The 19838-nt window shown below is 53.5% G+C and carries 22 protein-coding genes; 11 read left to right on the forward strand and 11 right to left on the reverse strand.

The features are described 5' to 3' along the window. Positions 1-46 precede the first annotated feature (46 nt). Positions 47-778: a TIGR00730 family Rossman fold protein gene (locus KJS40_RS02665; protein WP_213538963.1), complete on the reverse strand. Its 732-nt coding sequence runs from the start codon at positions 776-778 to the stop codon at positions 47-49. Between the two features lie 22 nt (positions 779-800). On the opposite strand from KJS40_RS02665, the gene polA reads away from it, so the two are divergent. From polA to rplS, 5 genes are all read left to right on the forward strand, one after another. After that, positions 801-3542: a DNA polymerase I gene (gene polA / locus KJS40_RS02670; RefSeq protein WP_213538964.1), complete on the forward strand. Its 2742-nt coding sequence runs from the start codon at positions 801-803 to the stop codon at positions 3540-3542. Positions 3543-3806: 264 nt separating this feature from the next. Beyond that, entirely contained in the window at positions 3807-4070 is a 264-nt protein-coding gene (gene rpsP / locus KJS40_RS02675) for a 30S ribosomal protein S16 (protein WP_090455247.1), read from the forward strand. Positions 4071-4092: 22 nt separating this feature from the next. Then, positions 4093-4605 carry a ribosome maturation factor RimM gene (gene rimM / locus KJS40_RS02680; RefSeq protein ID WP_213539687.1) on the forward strand — a complete coding sequence of 171 codons (513 nt, stop codon included), beginning with the start codon at positions 4093-4095 and terminating at the stop codon, positions 4603-4605. Positions 4606-4608: 3 nt separating this feature from the next. Continuing rightward, positions 4609-5379 (forward strand): tRNA (guanosine(37)-N1)-methyltransferase TrmD, encoded by a 771-nt coding sequence (trmD, locus tag KJS40_RS02685; protein ID WP_213538965.1) that lies wholly within the window; start codon positions 4609-4611, stop codon positions 5377-5379. 28 nt (positions 5380-5407) lie between these two features. Further along, a complete protein-coding gene (gene rplS / locus KJS40_RS02690) occupies positions 5408-5812 on the forward strand; it encodes a 50S ribosomal protein L19 (RefSeq protein WP_025040400.1) in 405 nt (134 codons plus the stop codon). A 405-nt stretch (positions 5813-6217) separates the two neighbouring features. Here rplS and KJS40_RS02695 read toward each other — a convergent pair whose 3' ends face one another. Genes KJS40_RS02695 through KJS40_RS02710 form a run of 4 tightly spaced genes read right to left on the reverse strand, consistent with a single transcriptional unit; the run spans position 6218 to position 7903 of the window. Next, positions 6218-6787 (reverse strand): cytochrome c, encoded by a 570-nt coding sequence (locus KJS40_RS02695; protein ID WP_244859671.1) that lies wholly within the window; start codon positions 6785-6787, stop codon positions 6218-6220. A 2-nt stretch (positions 6788-6789) separates the two neighbouring features. After that, positions 6790-6945: a hypothetical protein gene (locus KJS40_RS02700; RefSeq protein WP_213538967.1), complete on the reverse strand. Its 156-nt coding sequence runs from the start codon at positions 6943-6945 to the stop codon at positions 6790-6792. Further along, positions 6942-7424, reverse strand: a complete 483-nt coding sequence (locus KJS40_RS02705) for a DUF411 domain-containing protein (RefSeq protein WP_213538968.1) — start codon at positions 7422-7424, stop codon at positions 6942-6944. Before KJS40_RS02705 ends, KJS40_RS02700 begins: the two co-directional genes overlap by 4 nt. Continuing rightward, positions 7421-7903, reverse strand: coding sequence for a cupredoxin family protein (locus KJS40_RS02710; protein ID WP_213538969.1), 483 nt, complete (start codon positions 7901-7903; stop codon positions 7421-7423). The genes KJS40_RS02705 and KJS40_RS02710 overlap by 4 nt, the downstream gene beginning before the upstream one ends. A gap of 716 nt (positions 7904-8619) precedes the next feature. On the opposite strand from KJS40_RS02710, the gene KJS40_RS02715 reads away from it, so the two are divergent. Continuing rightward, the gene (locus tag KJS40_RS02715) at positions 8620-9846 is read left to right on the forward strand and encodes a hypothetical protein (RefSeq protein WP_213538970.1); all 1227 of its coding nucleotides are present in this window, start codon (positions 8620-8622) and stop codon (positions 9844-9846) included. Between the two features lie 13 nt (positions 9847-9859). Here KJS40_RS02715 and KJS40_RS02720 read toward each other — a convergent pair whose 3' ends face one another. From KJS40_RS02720 to KJS40_RS02735, 4 genes are all read right to left on the reverse strand, one after another. Continuing rightward, entirely contained in the window at positions 9860-10189 is a 330-nt protein-coding gene (locus KJS40_RS02720; RefSeq protein WP_213538971.1) for a DUF167 domain-containing protein, read from the reverse strand. Further along, positions 10189-10761 (reverse strand): YggT family protein, encoded by a 573-nt coding sequence (locus KJS40_RS02725; protein WP_213538972.1) that lies wholly within the window; start codon positions 10759-10761, stop codon positions 10189-10191. Before KJS40_RS02725 ends, KJS40_RS02720 begins: the two co-directional genes overlap by 1 nt. Positions 10762-10800: 39 nt before the next feature. Next, on the reverse strand, positions 10801-11613 hold the full coding sequence (gene proC / locus KJS40_RS02730) for a pyrroline-5-carboxylate reductase (RefSeq protein WP_213538973.1): 813 nt from the start codon (positions 11611-11613) through the stop codon (positions 10801-10803). Positions 11614-11836: 223 nt separating this feature from the next. Then, complete coding sequence (locus KJS40_RS02735; protein ID WP_244859672.1) at positions 11837-13327, reverse strand: carbohydrate porin; 1491 nt, start codon at positions 13325-13327, stop codon at positions 11837-11839. A gap of 326 nt (positions 13328-13653) precedes the next feature. Between KJS40_RS02735 and KJS40_RS02740 the strand changes: the two genes are divergently transcribed. Beyond that, complete coding sequence (locus KJS40_RS02740; RefSeq protein ID WP_213538168.1) at positions 13654-14823, forward strand: IS4 family transposase; 1170 nt, start codon at positions 13654-13656, stop codon at positions 14821-14823. A 288-nt stretch (positions 14824-15111) separates the two neighbouring features. Here KJS40_RS02740 and mutM read toward each other — a convergent pair whose 3' ends face one another. Together mutM and KJS40_RS15430 are read right to left on the reverse strand one after the other, a co-directional pair. Further along, positions 15112-15945 (reverse strand): bifunctional DNA-formamidopyrimidine glycosylase/DNA-(apurinic or apyrimidinic site) lyase, encoded by an 834-nt coding sequence (gene mutM / locus KJS40_RS02745; RefSeq protein WP_213538975.1) that lies wholly within the window; start codon positions 15943-15945, stop codon positions 15112-15114. A gap of 38 nt (positions 15946-15983) precedes the next feature. Then, entirely contained in the window at positions 15984-16115 is a 132-nt protein-coding gene (locus tag KJS40_RS15430) for a hypothetical protein (protein ID WP_280520242.1), read from the reverse strand. A 235-nt stretch (positions 16116-16350) separates the two neighbouring features. On the opposite strand from KJS40_RS15430, the gene KJS40_RS02750 reads away from it, so the two are divergent. The 4 genes from KJS40_RS02750 (at position 16351) to ispE (ending at position 19838) form a co-directional block, all read left to right on the forward strand. Beyond that, positions 16351-18069, forward strand: coding sequence for a tetratricopeptide repeat protein (locus KJS40_RS02750; RefSeq protein ID WP_213538976.1), 1719 nt, complete (start codon positions 16351-16353; stop codon positions 18067-18069). Between the two features lie 31 nt (positions 18070-18100). After that, on the forward strand, positions 18101-18238 hold the full coding sequence (locus tag KJS40_RS02755) for a hypothetical protein (RefSeq protein WP_213538977.1): 138 nt from the start codon (positions 18101-18103) through the stop codon (positions 18236-18238). Between the two features lie 227 nt (positions 18239-18465). Then, positions 18466-18978, forward strand: coding sequence for a lipoprotein insertase outer membrane protein LolB (gene lolB, locus KJS40_RS02760; RefSeq protein WP_213538978.1), 513 nt, complete (start codon positions 18466-18468; stop codon positions 18976-18978). Between the two features lie 14 nt (positions 18979-18992). Continuing rightward, on the forward strand, positions 18993-19838 hold the full coding sequence (gene ispE, locus KJS40_RS02765; protein WP_213539688.1) for a 4-(cytidine 5'-diphospho)-2-C-methyl-D-erythritol kinase: 846 nt from the start codon (positions 18993-18995) through the stop codon (positions 19836-19838).

Below are 19838 nucleotides of genomic sequence, written 5' to 3' on the forward strand. Positions count from 1 at the left end.
GGCAGGGTCAGGGTCAATATGTCATTCTATCCGAAATGACCCGCCATTACAGATTGAGTTGGACTTCGCGCTCGGCTGCGGAAGGCTCGAAACCCCGGGTTTCATAATATTTGAATATGGCATCGACAACCTCGCCCGGCTCATCGATCATCTGTATCAGGTTCATATCTTCCGGACCGATCATGCCTTCCAAGACAAGCACTTGCTGGAGCCAATCAATCATGCCGCGCCAAAAATCCGAACAAACGAGGATAATAGGCATTTTCCGGGTCTTGCCGGTCTGAACCAGCGTAAGCGCTTCCATTAGTTCATCAAGGGTACCAAAACCGCCCGGTAAAACGACGTACGCGCTGGCGAACTTGACGAACATATATTTACGCGCAAAAAAATGACGAAAGGTCTGGCTGACATCCTGGTAGACATTGCGGTGCTGTTCATGAGGGAGCTGGATGTTCAGGCCGATACTGGGTGATTTCCCAAAATAAGCACCCTTGTTAGCCGCTTCCATGATACCGGGGCCACCGCCGGAGATTACGGCAAAACCCGCATCGGACAATTGGCGGGTGATCTGCTCGGTCAGTTTATAGTATGGATGCTCAGGGAGCGTACGTGCACTACCAAAAATACTTACGGCGGGCCTGATCGAACTCAAGCGTTCCGTCGCTTCGACAAATTCTGCCATAATTCTGAATACGCGCCACGATTCGCTCGCCGACCAGGTTTGTTCCCGAAATTCGTTTGTCATGGTGCGGGCTAGTAGCTTGTCTTTCGGGCTCATTGTCAAAAACCTTTGGAGTTAGATGAAAACATTACTGCTGGTTGACGGTTCATCCTACCTATATCGCGCTTTTCATGCGTTACCAGACTTCCGCAACCGCAACAACGAGCCGACGGGGGCGATTTATGGCGTGATCAATATGTTGCGCCGCCTTCACAAGGATTACGAAGCCCATTATAGCGCGTGCGTATTTGATGCAAAAGGCAAGACTTTTCGCGATGACCTTTACGCGCAGTATAAATCGCATCGGCCTCCCATGCCGGATGATCTCGTTGCCCAGATAGCGCCGCTTTATGAATGCATCAATGCCATGGGATGGCCGATGCTGATTGTGGAAGGGGTGGAAGCGGATGATGTGATCGCTACGCTGGCTAAACAGGCTGAACGGGAGAATATGCGTTGCATAATTTCTACCGGCGACAAGGATATCGCGCAGCTTGTGAATCAGCAGGTAACGCTGGTGAATACCATGACAAACGAAACGCTTGATGAAGCCGGTGTGGTGGCCCGGTTCGGCGTTACGCCGGCGCGCATGATCGATTACCTGGCGCTGGTCGGCGACACATCCGACAACATTCCGGGCGTGCCGAAGGTCGGTCCTAAAACCGCGGTAAAATGGCTCACGCAATACGGTACGCTGGACAATATCGTCACCCATGCCGATGAAATCGGCGGCGTGGTCGGCGAAAATTTACGCGGCGCGCTCGATTGGTTGAGCAGGTCTCGCGAGCTCCTCACGATCAAGTGCGATGTCGCCTTACCGGTAAGCCTGCATGGCCTTGGGCTGCAGCCGCAAAATACCGCCAAACTGGCGGAACTGTATGAGCGACTGGACTTTAAAACATGGCTGCGAGAGTTGCGGGACCCGGGCTCAGGAGAAAAGGGCGGTGAGCTTTCCTTTTCCCTGGCTCGGACTTATCCGCAAGCGAGTGCGGGCGAGGTACGCGCCGATCGGGTGCCGGTGGACTACCAAACCATTGTTACACCGGCCCAGCTCGATGAATGGGTCATGCGTATCGATGCCGCACCGGTGGTATCACTGGATACCGAAACCACCGGGCTGGACCCGATGCAGGCGCGGCTCGTCGGCATCGCATTTTCCGTTGAGCCTCATCAGGCCGCTTACTTGCCGTTGGCGCACCAGTATGCCGGCGCGCCGCAGCAACTGCCGCTCGATCTTGTTCTCGATAAGCTCAGGCCCTGGCTGACTAATCCGGCCAAGCTAAAACTCGGGCAGAACCTGAAGTACGATAAGCATATTTTTGCCAGTTATGGCATTGCCTTGAACGGTATCGTTCATGACACGCTGCTCCAGTCCTATGTGCTTGAATCCCACCGACCGCACGATATGGATAACCTTGCATTGCGGCATCTCGGCGTCAAGACCGTCAGTTATGATGAGATCACGGGCAAGGGAGCCGGCCGGATAAATTTTGATCAGGTGGACATCGAACGCGCCTCGCAATATGCGGCTGAAGATGCCGACATCACGCTGCAACTGCATCAGCACCTGTACCCTGTAATTGCGGCGGATGCAAAGCTTGAATATATTTATCGCGTTCTTGAAATGCCGGCGATGGAGATACTATTCGACATAGAGCGCACCGGCGTACTGCTGGACTTGAAGTTGCTGGAAAATCAAAGCCGCGAACTCGGCGAAAAAATGCTGTTACTGGAGAGTCAAGCGTGTTTAATCGCCGGACAGCCGTTCAATCTGAATTCAACGAAGCAGATTCAGGAAATCCTGTTCAACAAGCTCAAGTTGCCCGTCATTAAAAAAACGCCCGGCGGTGTGCCTTCCACGGACGAAGATGTGCTGCAACGGCTTGCACTGGACTATCCCCTTGCAAAAGTCCTGCTCGATTACCGTGGCGTCGCCAAGCTCAAGTCTACCTATACCGACAAGCTCCCGCGTATGGTGGATGCCGCTACCGGGCGGGTGCATACCAATTACGCGCAGGCGGTAGCGGTGACCGGGCGGCTCGCCAGCAACGAACCCAATCTGCAAAATATCCCCGTGCGTACTGTCGAAGGCCGCCGCATTCGCGAAGCATTTATCGCATCGCCGGGGCATAGCATAGTCTCTGCCGATTATTCGCAGATCGAGCTACGCATCATGGCGCATATTTCGCATGATGCAGGGATGCTCAAAGCCTTCGCCGCGGGTGAGGACATACATCGTGCGACAGCGTCGGAAGTGTTCGGCGTCCCGCTGGAAGCGGTGAGCAGCGAACAGCGGCGCTACGCAAAAATCATTAACTTCGGCTTGATATACGGGATGTCCGAATTCGGACTTGCCTCTCAACTCGGCATTGAGCGCGCGGCCGCCCGGGCTTACATGGACCGTTATTTCGCCCGCTATCCGGGTGTGGCAGACTATATGCAGCGGACCAGGGAAACCGCCAAGGAAACGGGCTGGGTCGAGACCGTATTCGGCCGACGATTACGGCTCCCGGAGATCAACAGTGCCAACGGCAATCGCAGGCAGGCTGCGGAACGTGCCGCAATCAATGCACCGATGCAAGGCACTGCAGCGGACATCATCAAGCTCGCCATGATTGCGGTGCATGGTTGGCTGGAACGGGAAAACCTTCGCAGCAAACTTATCATGCAGGTCCACGACGAGCTGGTGCTGGAAGTGCCGGCTGACGAAATCGAAATGATGAAACGTGAATTGCCGAAATTCATGGGTAACGTGGCCGAGCTCGATGTGCCGCTGTTAGTGGAGGTGGGTGTCGGCTCAAATTGGGAGCAGGCACATTAAGGTAAGAGACCAAATTGTTTTGCCAGCTCGGCCACTCATCCACGCTGGCAGGCGAGCAGGGAAGACTTGATGGAGATTCCGGGCTTTAATGGAAGGACTGCCTTAGCCGTGGACGTAGCTGGCTTGCCCGATCAGCATGTGGTAATCTATGGGTTCTACGCCTTCCATCCCTATTGGCAAGCGGAAGTATTACTTGCTAATCCGGCAAAAATTACCGTAAAATCACACCCTTTTCAGTTTTAGACCTCAATAGGCAATATATACATGGTCATTATTCGATTGGCACGCGGCGGCGCCAAGAATCGCCCGTTTTTCAATATGGTAGTAGCGGACTCACGCAACGCTCGTGATGGCAAATTCATCGAGCGCGTCGGTTTTTATAACCCGAGAGCGGCTGAAGGTGAAGAAGGGCTGCGGGTCAAACTGGATCGAGTCACTTATTGGCAATCACAGGGTGCGCAGCTGTCGGATACCGTAACGAGGCTGGTCAAGCAGTTTGGCGCGAAACAAGAAGCCGCAGGAAGTTAGACCGGGCACAGCGGTCGAGCCGATGGTGGTGATGGGGCATATCGTTGGCCCTTACGGTTTGTCAGGTTGGATCAAGGTTTTTCCCTATACCGAATATATAGATGGGCTGGCTGACTACCCGATATGGTGGTTGGGCAGCGGCAATGGCGAATGGCGCAACTTTATAGTTAACGCAAGCGGTGTTCACGGGAACAGACTGACCGCGTTACTTGAGCAATGCGCCGATCGTAATGCAGCGACGGAACTGAAAGGCCTGAAAATTGCAATTCCTCGCAGTCAGTTGCCGGTCTTGTCGAATAGCGGTAGAGACGGCTATTACTGGTCGGACCTGATCGGACTTGAAATCATTAACCAGCAGGGCGAAGCACTGGGGAAAGTGACCGGATTACTTGAAACCGGCGCCAACGATGTGCTTCAGGTGCAAGATTTGAAAGATCCCGAAAGGGAAAGATTGATTCCTTTCATCAGCCAAGTAATTGTAAAAGTAGATTTGAAGGCGTGCCGGATAACGGTGGATTGGGGCGTGGACTACTAAGACATGGCGCGTGAGTTTGATGTCGTTACCCTGTTCCCCGAGATGTTCGACGCGATTACCAAGCATGGCGTGACCGGGAGGGCGAACGGAAACGATATCTATCGTCTGCATACCTGGAATCCGCGTGAGTTTACCGTGGATAATTATCATACGATAGATGATCGGCCTTATGGTGGCGGGCCAGGGATGGTAATGCTGGCTGAGCCGCTTGAAAAAGCGCTTACTGCTGCGAGGAACAGGCAGACAGCCCTCGGCATCGCGGAAACGAAAGTGATTTATCTTTCTCCCCAGGGACGTCCGCTGGATCATGGCCTGGTTGTGGAGTTGGGCGAGTTACCGGCGCTGATATTGCTGGCTGGACGCTATGAGGGGGTGGATGAGCGTTTGATAGGGCGTCAGGTCGATTATGAAATTTCTATCGGCGATTACGTACTTTCTGGCGGCGAGCTGGCCGCAATGGTACTGATAGACTGTCTGGTGCGGCAGATGCCAGGCGTGCTGGGTGATCCCGAATCGGCGAGCCAGGACTCATTTGTGGCAGGATTGCTGGATTTTCCCCAATACACGCGGCCGGAGATATACCGGGGAAATGCGGTGCCTGAAGTTCTGATGTCTGGCAATCATGCCAGGATCAAGCGGTGGCGTTTACAGCAGTCCCTGGGCAGGACATGGCTCAGGCGACCGGATTTGCTGGCATTGAAAGTTGAACATGGCCTGACGAGAGAAGAAAAGGAGTTGTTGGAAGAGTTCCAGCATATCCATATCACCAATTGAAACCAGGAATATAAAGTAAGGAGCACAAATGAACCTGATCGAACAACTTGAAAATGAAGAAATCAGCCGCCTCGGCAAGACAATTCCGGATTTTGCTCCTGGAGATACCGTAATCGTTAACGTCAACGTGGTGGAAGGTGACCGTAAACGAATACAGGCTTATGAAGGTGTTGTTATCGCGAAGCGCAACCGTGGTCTCAATTCGGCCTTTACCGTACGTAAAGTATCCAGCGGGGAGGGTGTGGAGCGGACTTTCCAGAGCTATTCACCGCTGATTGCCAGCATAGAGATCAAACGTCGCGGGGATGTCCGTCGCGCCAAGCTTTATTACCTGCGGGATCGTTCCGGCAAGTCGGCGCGCATCCGGGAAAAGCTTCCCGCCCGTGCTGCGGTAAAGAAGGCGGCACCGAAAGCGAGCCAGCCAGAGGGTTAAGCGTAGCCGCTCTTGACGAGGAGTGAGAGCGGCGTTGAATTGCCGGCCGCTATCCTGACAGCCTGTCGGGCTTGAAGGATTTCGCCGCTTTTCCGGCCAATAGAATAACTATTGGCCTTCAAAATCCCCCAAAATCCGTCCTCACCAGTCACTTTTTAGCTGCGATTCTTCAAGTCCGACGGACTGCTAGATAAGATAGGGAAACAGTCGGCCGCCTGATCGGCTTGGTGGGGGCTTTCGCATGTTCCCGTTTCCTTTGAGAGGGAATCATCGCTCCTTGGGCGGCTTGGGCGAAACCTGGTCGCCTTTTTCAGGCTTAGACCCAGGTCTGAACCCGAAAAATGGCGTTACGCCAGTTATCCCAAAAGCCAGTTATCCCAAAACAACGCAGCAAATAGTCTGCGCTCAGCTTCGTTTCGGCTCCGGCTTAACCTCAATTTCCTTATACCAGATATCGTAGACTTCATCCGGCCATAGCGATTTGATCCAGACGATCACGTCATCGATTTCCTGATTCGTCAATTTTCCATTCCACGCCGGCATACCGGCACCCGGGCTACCGTCCCGGATCATTGTTTCCAATGTTTCGGTTGAGTGATGCCAGGCATGAGCACTACCGTCCAGTGGAGGCGGTGGATATCTGCCGTCAGCCGCCGGTATTCGCCAACCTGGAGTGGCTTCGCCATTGGGTCCGTGGCAGCTTGCACAATTTTTGGTATAAGTGGCCTCGCCACGCTTGATTTTTTCCGGGTCCAGCTTGCGTGCGGCCAGATTTTTTGGTTGTTCCGCCGGTGCCGGGACAGATGCCGCAGCCAGCGGCTCCGGTTCAGCGACAGGCGGGGAAGGTTCGGCAGCGGGTGATGCTGGCGCAGCGGCGGGTGAAGCAGGCGGTGTTGATGTTGTGGCAGGCGGCTTGGATTCGCCGCAGCTTGCAATGATGCCGATTACCGCACTTACGAGAATGAAACGATGCACGTTCAAGGCCGCTTGCCTCCCGCGCCAGCCATTCCTTGCGCGGCATGCGGCGGAATGGTCAGGGCTGCAAAGAAACCTATTGGCGATGTCAGGGAAACCCTGCTGGATCTCTCTTTCATGCGCTGCGGGTTAAGGTTACAGAGTTTGATACGCTTCATTTCAGCCTCATCACTGAATCTTTTGAGTCGGATGGACGATGCTGGCTGTAAACAGTAGTATCGCCTTGTTTGTTTATTAAAAGCACATCATACGGATCGCTGCGCGCCCCTTCCATACCCGGAGAACCATGAGGCATACCCGGGGCGGTCAGGCCGATAGCACGGGGACGCTCCTTGAGAAGGCGTTTGATATCCTGGGCGGGCACGTGGCCTTCAATCGCATAACCGTCGACCAGGGCAGTATGGCATGACCCGAGGGTAGTGGAAATCCCGGCTCGCTCGCGGGCCTCCTTATTGCCTACATCGTGGGTATTGACCGTAAACCCGTTTGCTCGCATGTGATCAACCCATTTCGCACAGCATTTGCAGGTCGAACTCTTGTAAACCTCGACCGTCGTTGCGGTGGCATGAGCGCCGCTTCCCGCCAAGGCGCCGATGAGGATGGATCCTGCCAATAATGCCTGCTTTGATATTTTCATTTGGTCTCCACTTCGATTGTTCCTTTCATACCTGGAAAATTCATACCCTTGAAATGCCCTGGCAACGGGCAGGCGAAATCAACCGTTCCGGCTTCGGTGAAATGCCACACCAGTTCCGCGGTCTTGCCTGGCGCGACGCTGACCATGTCGGGCTCGTCAGGGTGCTCCATATCGGGAAATTTTTTCAGCATTTTATTATGTTTATCGATATCTTCCGGCGTACCGATCATCATCTCATGCTTTTTCTTGCCTGTATTATTAAGCAGGAATCTAACTGTTTCACCTTGTTTTACTTTAATTTCCGAAGGCTTGAAGCGGTTATCCACCATTGTTATTTCGATGGTTCGCGAAACCTTGCCGGGATCACCGGGGCTGCCCAGGGAGGAGTCTTTTTCCCCACCGTGATGATCGTACTGCGCAAAGGCGGCGGATGAGGCCAAACCCAAAGTTAATGCAGATAGGATCAAGATCTTTTTCATGTGATTTTCCTCTCGGCTGAGATTCGAATTCCCATTTTCAATATCAACCCAATCGTTATTGGGGGTACCTCAATAACAATATAGCAAAAAAAAGCTCACCGGCCCGTTTTGCCCCAAGCTCTGCCAGTTGCGATCCAATTTTCCGTACGCAGGTAGGAGGACATTCATTTTACATTATTATCCAGACATTATCCGATGGCTGGCTTCCATTCAATGCCTCAAGCCTCAAGCCGCACGCCGCCGACATGAATTAACATCTTGACCGCGGGGATTGGAAAGAGGTAATGTCTTGCCGGAAATAGACTGAGAAGCGGCAGCGGAGTTCCTTTCTTTCAGGCTGGCGGAGCCGATACCCGCCTTGGGTTTTTGGGCATATAGGCAGCGCTGAGCCAATTTCTCGACATCCGCGGATTATACAGGTAGACCTGCGAAGCGCTATGCCTTGAGCCGAACCCGTATCGTCCTGAGCATTTACTTTAAACCCAGATAATCCATTAGGACGCGAGATGATGGCGAGGCAGGTTGCGAGACAGTTTTGCCGGTTGGGAGAAGTCCATAGCTTGATCTATGGACGCCGAGCAAGCGGCGAAAATGGCCGCAAACTGACCGCCAGCACTTGCGTAGGCTCGCAGAGCCGCCTAATGAATTATCTGGGTTAAATACAACAAGAATCCGTTATCCCGCTCCCATTCGGCACGCCTAATCCGTTTATCCAGATGAAACTACAGTATATGGGCAGTTTTTGCTCTCGCCCTCAACGTTCGCTATGCATGTTATTTGGCCTGATAGCCACGCTGGTGCTGCCGGGTTGCCTATCTCCCATCACGCTCAACAGAGCGGTCGGCGCGTACGATGATGCGATAACCAGCGCGGCATCCAAGCAGCTATTGATGAACATCGCGCGCGCGCATCACCATCAACCCATACATTTTACGGGTGTATCGAACGTTGCTGCCACCTTTGATTTTCGTTTCAGCGCGGGTGGAACGCCTGCATTGACGGGAAATGCCGGTGGCATTCTCATGCCGGTATTCGGTGGTAGCGTCGCGGAAAATCCGACCATCAGCATTGTTCCCATCGAAGGGGAAGAATTTACCAAACGGATTCTTACCCCATTTCAGCAAAACAAGTTTACCCTGCTGCTCCGGCAGCGCTTCGATATTGATCTCTTGCTGAGGCTGATGGCTCAAGAAGTACGAATTCAGCATTCCATACAGCATGTCGCCTATCGCAACAGGCCATCCGATAAGGCGGGCTACGAAATGTTTCGCCGCGTGGTGCTTCACCTCTCGGCCATCCAGGATCAGGATCAGCTTTATGTCGAACCGTTGACCCTGGAGCACACCTGGACCATTCCGGCGGGTTCGGTCACCGCAGAAGGTTTTCAAGCACTGGAGAAAGAGTTTTCCATGCTCTATAACGAGCTGGATAATACTTTCACGCTTCGTAAACAAGTGCCTGGGCCTATCCTCATTACTAACTATGATCCAAATGTCTTGTCTCCTGAAGAACGCACAAAGTTGAGCAGGGAGGCAGGGAACTGGATGAGCAATGATGTTGCGTTCGACATCCGCCCCGGCCTTTTAGGAGGGGAGTGGCCTGTCAGAGGCGTTTTTCGGCTGAGAAGCTTCCACGCCATCCTCAGTTTCCTGGGCCGTTCAATCGGCGACGAGTCGGAGTACGATGTCGATAAGGATCCAAGAACTCCACCGATCGCCAACGATGAAAATCCCGCTGCCACAATGGAACTCGTTGTGTCGGACTCAGACCCGAAGAAAGCTGACCTCTCGATCTACTCGCACGGCCGGTATTACGCAGTGAACACAGCGGGGCCGCTCGCCAACTGGAACCGGGACGCCTTTCAGATGTTGTACCTTCTGTTTCAGATGACCGTCACCGATTTGCCCCGTGTTGGCGTGCCCAGCATCACTATCGCCAAATGACTTGCCGAAGACGTTAGTCAGTATCCGCATTCCTGGCACATTTCCATAGCACGCTGGGGTCACGAAGCGGATGGCTGATCTCAACCACTTTACGCCGGGATTTAATCCCGTGCTTGAGCGTCACCTGGCATTGGCGCACCCCGAATATTCCGGCGAGAAATTCGACTAGCGCGGCGTTGGCGGCACCTTCTACAGGTGGTGCAGCCAGCCTGATTTTCATGGCGTCGCCATGCAACCCAACCGCTTCCGTTTGCTTCGCACCCGGCTGTACATGCAGGGTAAGGGTAAGCCGTTGTCCGCCACTATCACAGCGGTACCAGGTGGAAGATGGTATACCCGGCATCAGAACAGGCGGGAGATTTCGCCTTCCGTCCTCGCCACTATGAACAGCAGCAATTGGATAATTATCAGCACAAACAGTGGCGACAGATCGATGTTGCCGATTGGGGGGATACGTGCCCGGATAACCCCGAGGAATGGCCGGGTAAAACTGTCGAGTACCGGCGCCAGTGCGCTATAGGGATTGAACCAGGAAAGCACCGCCTGGATGATTACCGCCGCCATGATGATGTACAGCGTCATCTTGACGATTTCCACGAGCGCCAGAAGCGCCAGGGCGCCGGCTGCGAGGCCGACAGTCGAGGTGAAGTTGTACCCCTGAAGTATGTACACGCCCGCCAATAATATGAGTTGCGTGAGCCATGCCAGCAGCAACGTGGGGAAATCGATACCGCCGAAGCCGGGGATCATGCGTCGTGCCGGTCGTACCAGAAAATCCGTAATCGCGATGAGAAATTGCGATAGTGGATTACGGTGGGGCGCCCGCAGCAACTGCATATAAAAGCGCAGCAGCAGCACCAGGGAAAACAGCCCGAGAAGGGTGTCGAGGAGGAATATCAACATCTGGTTGAGCATTCAATTTCCTGAAATAATAATCGGCGAAGTGTATAAAGTTTATATTTTGCCAAACTCATCGCCCAGTTCGCGCGAGCGCTCGTTCGCGACATATATCGCCCGCAGGATGGCGCTCTTGACCCCTTCGTCTTCAAGAACTCGTATTGCGCGTTCGGTGGTGCCCCCTGGCGATGTCACGCGAGCGCGCAGCGTGGCGGCGTCTTCACTACTCTGGCTTGCAAGCCTTGCAGCGCCAACGAAAGTATCAATACTCAACTGCCGTGCCTGGGCCGCATCCAGGCCTAGTTCATGCGCTGCCTTTTGCATCGCTTCAATGAAATAAAATACATAAGCCGGGCCGCTGCCGGAGACGGCTGTAACCGCGTGCAGCAATTCCTCATGCGCAACCCACAGTATGGAGCCTACTGCGGCGAGTATGGCCTCTGCATCACCTCTTTCCGCTTCATGCACGCCAGCCATGGCATATAGGCCGGTAACAGCCGCGCCAACCAAGGCCGGCGTGTTGGGCATGGCTCGCACAATACGTGTATAGCCGCCCAGCCAGCGGGAAATATCTTTTGCGCAAATACCGGCGGCGATAGAAATAACCAGGTGATTGTTGAGCAGCGGCGCAAGCTCTCGTGCCACAGCGGGTAGCTGCTGCGGCTTTACCGCCAGCACAACCACGTTGCTGTTGGCTACGCCTTGGAAGAGTTCCGCTACGGCCTCTACGTTAAACGCTTGCTTTATCCTTTCACGGCCGCCGGCGCTGGTTTCCACCACGCATATCCGGGTGGGGAGATAGCCTTGTTGCAACAGGCCGCCGATCAAGGCGGAGGCCATGTTGCCGCCGCCGATGAAAGTAATGTTCATAGTGACCTTATGTCTGCCCAGGCTGTCTGTCCAGGCATCAGAAAACTGGATGATATACCAACCCGGAATTTTTAATGAATTGGAATGAGATGCATCCGGATCATGGATGCATTTGGTACCAGTGAGAGGGCGATCTTCATCCGGCGTTCCGAAGAGCGTGGTTCTTTAACGTTTCTGTCACCCACGCGTTTCAAGGCCGTCGTTCGCGGCGATTCGCTTTCAGCTAAAACTCGGCATGAACTCTCATCCCATAGATATTTACCGGGCCCCGATCCGCATTAAAGCCCGGGTTGGTAATATGCTGATAATCCGCCGTCACCCACAGCGGCAAATTCAATAGATTGGCGCTGTAAAAAATATCCACTACGTGTTCCGCACCCGCCTTGATCCGGCCATCGCCGACAAATCCATCGACGCCGCCCATGTTCAGATATCTGGCATGTTGACTCGAAATCCAGCCTGCGGCAAATCCGATGCCCAATGAATCCTTTTTTCGTTCCCACCGGGAACCATTGGCCAAAGCACCCAGCGAGATCGATCTGTCGGTAGAAGTGTAGGAAAACACTTCGGTTTTGCCATCGCTATACATTCCCCGGAAGAATAAGCCGATATCATCCGCTACCTGCTGCTCGATATTGATGCCTATACCTATTTTATCATTGGGTTTGCGTGCCCAGCATAAATCCGGGGCGCCCGCGTTTCCTGATCCATAATTAAAGCCGGTGCAGGTGGTGGCGTTTTTGTTATGGTTGGATTGGAAAGCGGAAATGGCATCACTGAATTTACCCATGTTTTCATGATTCCTGTAAGCCAGTATTCGTATGGAGCCAGGCCTGTCATATAACCGATGCTTATGCTCGAGCTCTATCTGCTGTCCGTAATAGGTGAATATTCTGCTGTCGATAGCGAGTTGGTTGGGATCGATGGAAGTGGCTACATGGCCGAAGCGCACTGCCCAATCATCATGAAAGTATTCGCTTACCATACCCCAGGTATATCCTCTTGCATCCGCGGCAAAATCGAAGGCGGCGTACGTCATGAAGGCCATGTTCAAAAATTGCCGACGGAGGTCGCCCGAGTACGAATTCTTGTCGAAGAAATCGATAACGCTAAAATTGCCGATCCTGACGACGAGGCGTCTGCTATCCACCGTTGTTCCGAGTTGCATCGGATCGGAGTCGAGTCGTATGCGATCCCCGCCAAATCCCCAGGTTTGCTTGAAAAACAATCTTGATTGGTAATAGACAGGCGTTTCGGAGCCGCCCTTTTGCATCTCGAAGTTCTGTATCGCTCCGCCCAAGCCCTTCAGATCCGATAAAGGCCGCATGGATATCATTTCCGGCACAAAATAAACTTCTCCACCCTGCCATGTCTTGAACCCCAGATACAGCGTGGCGGTTCCGCTAAAGCTTCTTTCGCTTCCCGGCAACAGGGAATTGATGCTTCCATTCAGGTTTGTATACGACGCCGGAAATGCCCCCTTCCAACTGGAAATATAGGTGAACTGGCCATAAGCATTCCAGCGCTCGTCCTCCAGATCATGCAATCCCTTTTTTGACAATAAATTCATGAAATCGAATTCCTCCTGGGCGCGCGGATCCGGCTCAGTAACGCCGGCCCATGCCGGTACGACCGAAAACAGCAGGTAGAAGAGAGTAAGCGCCAGAAAAAAAGTATCGCTGTGCCGGAGGCTTCCAATAGTTTTTCCCAGCACATCACGCCATCGGGACCTTCGATTGGTTGGTGCGCATGATTTTTTGTGGGGTATCATTGGTATTGCACCCCAGGCTGGGGAATCGGCTTTTTATCGCAGCTCAATTTAGCTACCGTGTGATATCAATACGCATCGATTGATTGCGCTGCACTAGTCGAAGCGCGTAGAACAATTTGCCAATCAGTAGTGTCCGGTTAAATCAGTAATGAGTGCGCAGAGATCGAGCTCTGGCGCGGCTTTTCAAGCAAATTACTTTGGTGCCGATTTGAAATCAACTGGTTCATATTCGAGTAGCTTTCCGAGATTGATTCCTCGGGAGGTAGCTTATGAATTCGGGCAAGACGATGTTCGCGCAGATCATGGAGTTTGTGCCATGGACGAGCTTTACCCGCATTGTGGCGCGTCACGGCGGCGATTCGGGGGTGCGGCGCCTGAGTTGCACCGAACAGTTCCGCGTGATGGCGTTTGCGCAACTGACTTATCGCGAGAGTCTGCGCGACATCGAAGCCTGTCTTTTGGTCAATCAGTCCAAGCTGTACGGCATGGGCTTTCGCACGCTGGTCAGGCGTTCCACGCTGGCCGACGCCAACGAAGGGCGCGATTGGCGCATCTGGGCCGATCTGGCGGCAGTGCTCATTCGCCGCGCGCGCAAGCTCTATTGCAACGACAGCTTCGGTGTCGAGCTTGCCAACACTGTCTATGCGCTGGACGCCACTACTATCGACCTGTGCCTGTCGCTGTTTCCCTGGGCGCCGTTTCGTTCCACCAAAGCAGCGGTCAAGCTGCATACGCTGCTGGATTTGCGCGGCAGCATTCCTGCCTTCATCCATATCAGCGACGGCAAGACCCACGAGGTCAGTGTGCTGGACATGCTGCCCGTGGAAGCCGGTGCGTTCTACTTGATGGACCGGGGCTATCTGGACTTCTCCAGGCTGTACGTTTTGCATCAGGCTGGCGCTTTCTTCGTGACCCGCGCCAAGCGGGGCATGAATGCGCGCCGGGTGTATTCGATGTCCACCGACCGGGGCACAGGCATGATTTGCGATCAACGCATCACGCTCAACGGCCACTATTCTGCCAAAGCCTATCCCGAACAGTTGCGGCGCATCCGGTTCAAAGATCCGGAGTCCGGCAAGACGCTGATGTTCCTGAGCAACAACACGGCATTGCCGGCTTCGACCATCGCCGCACTGTACAAGAGTCGCTGGCAGGTGGAACTGTTCTTCAAGTGGATCAAACAGCATCTGCGCATCAAGCACTTTATCGGCAACAGCGAGAACGCAGTGAAGACGCAGATCTGGTGCGCCATCGCCACCTATGTGCTGATTGCCATCGTCAAAAAGGAGCTGCAAATTGATGCCTCGCTCTACACTTTGCTACAGATTCTGTCGGTCTCAGTATTCGAGAAAACCCAGCTACAGCAAGCCTTCGCAGGCATCGACAACATTTCCGAACAGACTGACCTCAATAACCAACTAAATTTGTTCGACTTTTAACCGGACACTACTGTTTGCCAATAAACGTTTGAATAACTTGACACAGTAATGACGGTGATCATGGTCATCGCAGGACAACGGCGTGATGTCGGAGTTATACATGCGAAAGCCCAGGTATTAAGTCTGAACCGAAGATTCAGCAGTCATTAGATATTTGGAGCAACCCGGATGTTGACGGTAGAGTATGACGTTAAGGTATCGCCACATTCACATTCACATACAACCATCAGTCTTGCTCCTGAATGGAGGCGCGATCACTTTTCATTCGGGCAAAAAAATTCATCGAGTTCAATTATTCCGGCCTGTTTGACAGCGCGGACAATAAAAGCTTGAACGCTGCCCCTGCCGGGTTTGCATGATATTTGTGCCGCATTTACGGCATGGCTGGCCGGTTCGGTGGTATACCCAGTACTGCTGCTGGAAATAGCCGGGATTGCCGCTGCTGTCGACAAAATCGCGCAAGCTGCTGCCGCCCGCTTCAATCGCCAGATTGAGTGTCTCTTTTACGGCCTGTGCCAGGGTTTTGCATTTGCTCATCTCAAGCTCACCCGCCGGTGTCATGGGATTGATGCCTGCCCGAAAAAGCGCTTCATTCGCGTAAATATTACCGACACCGGCGACGATGCGGCTATTCATCAGCACTTCCTTGATGCTGGCACTACGGTTCCGGGTCCGTTCATATAGCAGGAATCCATTGAACGCTTCGGTGAGCGGCTCGGGACCAAGCTGAGCCAATAACGGATGGTGCATGGCATCAGCCGATGTCCACAGTATTGCGCCGAAGCGGCGTGGGTCCTTGAAGCGGAGAATCGTGCCGTTATCTAAAGTCAGATCGGCATGGTCATGTTTTTCCGGTGCGGTTATCGCTGCGGCGGGCAGTAACCTCAAGCTGCCCGACATACCAAGATGCAGGATCAGCGTGCCTTTGCCACAGTCGAACAAGAGGTATTTTCCGCGCCGCACTACCTTGTCGATTGTCACGCCGCCAAGCGTTTTTCCCAGATCGGATGGCACCGGCCAGCGCAGATTTGGATTCCGTATCGTGACGCAAGCCACGCGATGGCCTTCAAGATGGGGCGCGATTCCGCAGCGAATGACTTCGACTTCAGGCAGTTCAGGCAATTGAGATTACCAAAAATATGGTTCAGCTTATGAAAGAATCACTCAAAAAAAACACAACGCGTCGACTTAAGCGCATCTCCGCTGGATCGATTCAGCATGCCCGGACCGGCCAGCGAAATGATGGCAGAGGCACTAGCCGGCATGGCGGCTGAGGCGAACTGTTCGGCCATGAGAATATCATGATGATTCGGATTCGGGCATCCCTCCCTTATCAGCCGATCTCCGTGCTTCTTCATACGATTTGAGAAGGCATTTTTGAATTAACAGAGCCGACGATAAACACATTTACGACATCGTCGTTCTGATGTGCACTTGTGATAAGCGTAAAATATACCTAATATGTGGATTGTACTGAAGGACAGGCTCGTCCTTGACAGCCTTTTTTCGAACGTTGCGGACTTCCCCATGAGCTTTAAGATTTTTGGCGCATTGCCGCTGCTTCTCCTCGCTGCCTGTGCGCAGTTTCCTGCCAAGACCGATGTCACGGCGAGCAATCAGTCGCAAAAAACAGGCGCTGGACAGTCGAAATTGCCCAGCCAGGACTTGACTCCTCCCATGCTGTTCGATTTCCTGCTGGGAGAGACGGCTTTTCAGCGCGGTGATCCGGAGATAGCTACCCATACTTATCTCAAGCTGGCGAGAACCACGCGTGACCCGCGTGTCGCTCAGAGAGCGACAGAAATCGCCCTTCAATCACGCCAACCCGTGCCCGCGCTTGAAGCAGCGAACATCTGGGCAACGCTTGATCCGGATTCGGTCGGTGCCCGCCAGACGCTGGCAGCGCTGCTGGTCAACTTCAACAGGCTCGACGAAGCCCGGCCCCATCTGGAGAAATTGCTGGCCTCTGGTGGAAACAATATCGATGAGGCTTTTATGCAGTTGAATAGCCTGTTGGTACGCAGCTCGGACAAAAATGCGACATTTGAGCTGGTCAGGAAACTTGCCGAACCTTATCCAAAGCTGCCGGAAGCGCATTTCGCCGTGTCTCAGGCAGCGTGGCTCGCCAATCGTTTCGATATTGCGCTGGCAGAGATGAGAAAGGCATTGGCACTTCGCCCGGAGTGGGAGATGGCAGCAATTTATGAGGGCCGAATTCTCGCGCGTGAATCCAATGCCAGCGCTATCAGATTTTTTGAACGCTATCTTGAGACTTATCCCAAGGCCAACGATACGCGCATTACCTACGCCCGGTTATTGCTGGCGGAAAAAGATTACACCAAGGCACGCGACCAATTTCAGCAATTGCTGGCGGAAAATCCGGATAACGCCGATGTCGCCGTGGCTGTAGGTTTGCTTTCGATGGAATTGCGGGAATATGGCTTGGCCGAATCCAATTTCAAGAGAGCGCTGGAGCTGGATTACAGAGATCCGGGCCTGGTGCGTTTTTATCTGGGTGGCATCCATGAAAAAACCCAGGATGATGTCACCGCGATGGAGTGGTATCGCTCGGTAACGGCTGGGACCCAGTATCTTCCGGCACAGATAAAGTATGCCATTCTGCTGAGCAGAAAAGGCAAGACCGATGAGGCTCTACAGCACTTGCAGCAATTGCCGGTAACGAACGACCAGCAGCGTGCGCAGTTAATGATCGCCGAGGCGCAATTGCTGCGCGAAAGCGGTGCGTACCAGAAAGCGTTCCAATTGCTGAGTAAGGGCCTCCAAAAACTTCCTGATTCTCCCGATCTGCTCTACGATCGCGCGCTGGCAGCGGAAAAGATCGGTAAATACGAAATCATGGAGCAGGATTTGCGTAAGCTGATCCAATTGAGGCCAGATCATGCTCATGCTTACAACGCGCTCGGTTATAGCCTTGCGGAACATACCGACCGCCTGCCGGAAGCGCTCGAACTCATCGAGAAGGCTATCGCCCTTTCTCCTGCTGATCCATACATAATGGATAGCCTGGGTTGGGTGCATTACCGCATGGGCAATCTCAACCAGGGACTCAGCTATCTGAGACAAGCATTCGAAATGGCGCCGGACCCGGAAATTGCGGCGCATCTGGGAGAGGTGCTATGGATGCAGGGGAAAAAGAAAGAGGCGGCAGATGTCTGGGTGTCAGCGCTCGAGACTCATTCTGGTAATGAGGTATTGCTCAGCACAATGAAGAAGTTCATGAAGTAGTATAATCCCAGATAATCCATTGGGACGCGAGATGATGGCGAGGCAGGTTGCGGGACAGTTTTGCCGGTTGAGAGAAGTCCATAGCCTGGTCTATGGACGCCGCGCAGGTAGCAAAAATGGCGGCGAAAATGGCCGCAAACTGACCGCCAGCACTCGCGTAGGCTCGTAGAGCCGCCTAATGAATTATCTGGGATAATGATGAGTCATTCTGGTATTGCGACGATGCAGTCGGTAATCCGGGTGAGTTCGTCGTTAAAACAAGATTTCGTTTTCTCCTGGCAGGTTTTCATATTCTGCATACCGTTCATACCGGTTCTTTTTTCGGGGTGCGCCACTCTCAGCACTCATGCCCCCAAAAATGCCGTCCGCACTATTGTTATTGAACCTGTTGCCGGGTTGACTAACGCGATATCAGCAGATTTCGGGCTCATTGGCAGGGTATCGGTGAAGGGCGGCAAAGAAAGTTTCTCAGGTGGAGTACAATGGCATCACAGCGGCGGAGGCGATGAAATTCTTCTGCTCTCCCCATTAGGTCAGACGCTGGCGCAAATTCAACGCACGCCTGAAGGCGTATACCTGACTACCTCCGAGCACAAGCGTTATTACGCGACTGATGTGGAAAGTCTGACGGAGCAGGCGTTGGGTTGGCGATTGCCCCTCATGGGGTTGCAATACTGGGTACAAAGCCTGAATGCGCCCACTACGGCATCGGCGATAGACCTTGACATGGATGGGTCCGTGGCGGCTATTCGGCAGGACGGATGGGAGATTGATTATTCGGGCCATGCCCCTGTGGCGCTGACACAAACCGGGCAGTCCGGGACTACGTATCCGAGGTTATTGGTACTCAGGCGAAATGGTCTTCAGATAAAACTCATAATAGATAACTGGAACCCAGGGGATCGCTGAAGCACGTAGATTTGATGACCAGACTTGCCTGCCCTGCGCCCGCCAAACTTAATCTGTTCCTGCATGTAGTCGGACGTCGGGAGGATGGCTATCACCTGTTGCAAACCGTGTTCCGATTGCTGGATTTCTCGGATCAGCTTCATTTGGCGCCACGGAAAGACGGCTTGGTAAAGTTGCATACGCCAACCCCCGGTGTACCCGAAGACAATGATCTGTGTGTGCGTGCTGCAAGGTTGCTGCAACAGGAAAGCGGCATTTCTCTGGGTGTCGATATCTTTCTGGAAAAGCGTATTCCGATGGGAGGTGGGTTGGGCGGCGGCAGTTCCGATGCGGCCACGACATTGCTGGGGCTCAACCGTTTGTGGGGTCTGGGCTGGAAAAAGAGCCGGCTATTGGAACTGGGGCTCAAGCTGGGCGCGGACGTGCCGGTATTCATCTTCGGAACGAATGCTTTTGCTGAAGGCATAGGCGAAGCGCTTTCGGCTATCGCCTTGCCGGTTGCGTGGTATCTGGTCCTGACCCCACCGGTGCACGTGCCGACCATGCAGGTTTTTAGCAGCGAGGAATTGACACGAAACACAATCCCAATCAAAATACCGCCCTTTTCCATCGAGCACGGGCATAATGATCTGGAACCGGTGGTATGCCGGCTATATCCCGAGGTGGCGCGCCATCTTGAATGGCTGAAGCAGCTCGATGGCCCCCGGATAACTGCAATGACGGGCTCGGGCGCTTGCGTATTTGCGGAGTTCGCCACAGAGCGGGCAGCAAGGTCAGCGCTGTCGCAAGTTCCATCCGGTATGAATGGTTTTGTGGCACAGGGATTGGATCATCATCCCATGCATGATTTTGCGGAATAG

This window comes from Nitrosospira sp. NRS527, assembly GCF_018406445.1.
GTDB lineage: Bacteria > Pseudomonadota > Gammaproteobacteria > Burkholderiales > Nitrosomonadaceae > Nitrosospira > Nitrosospira briensis.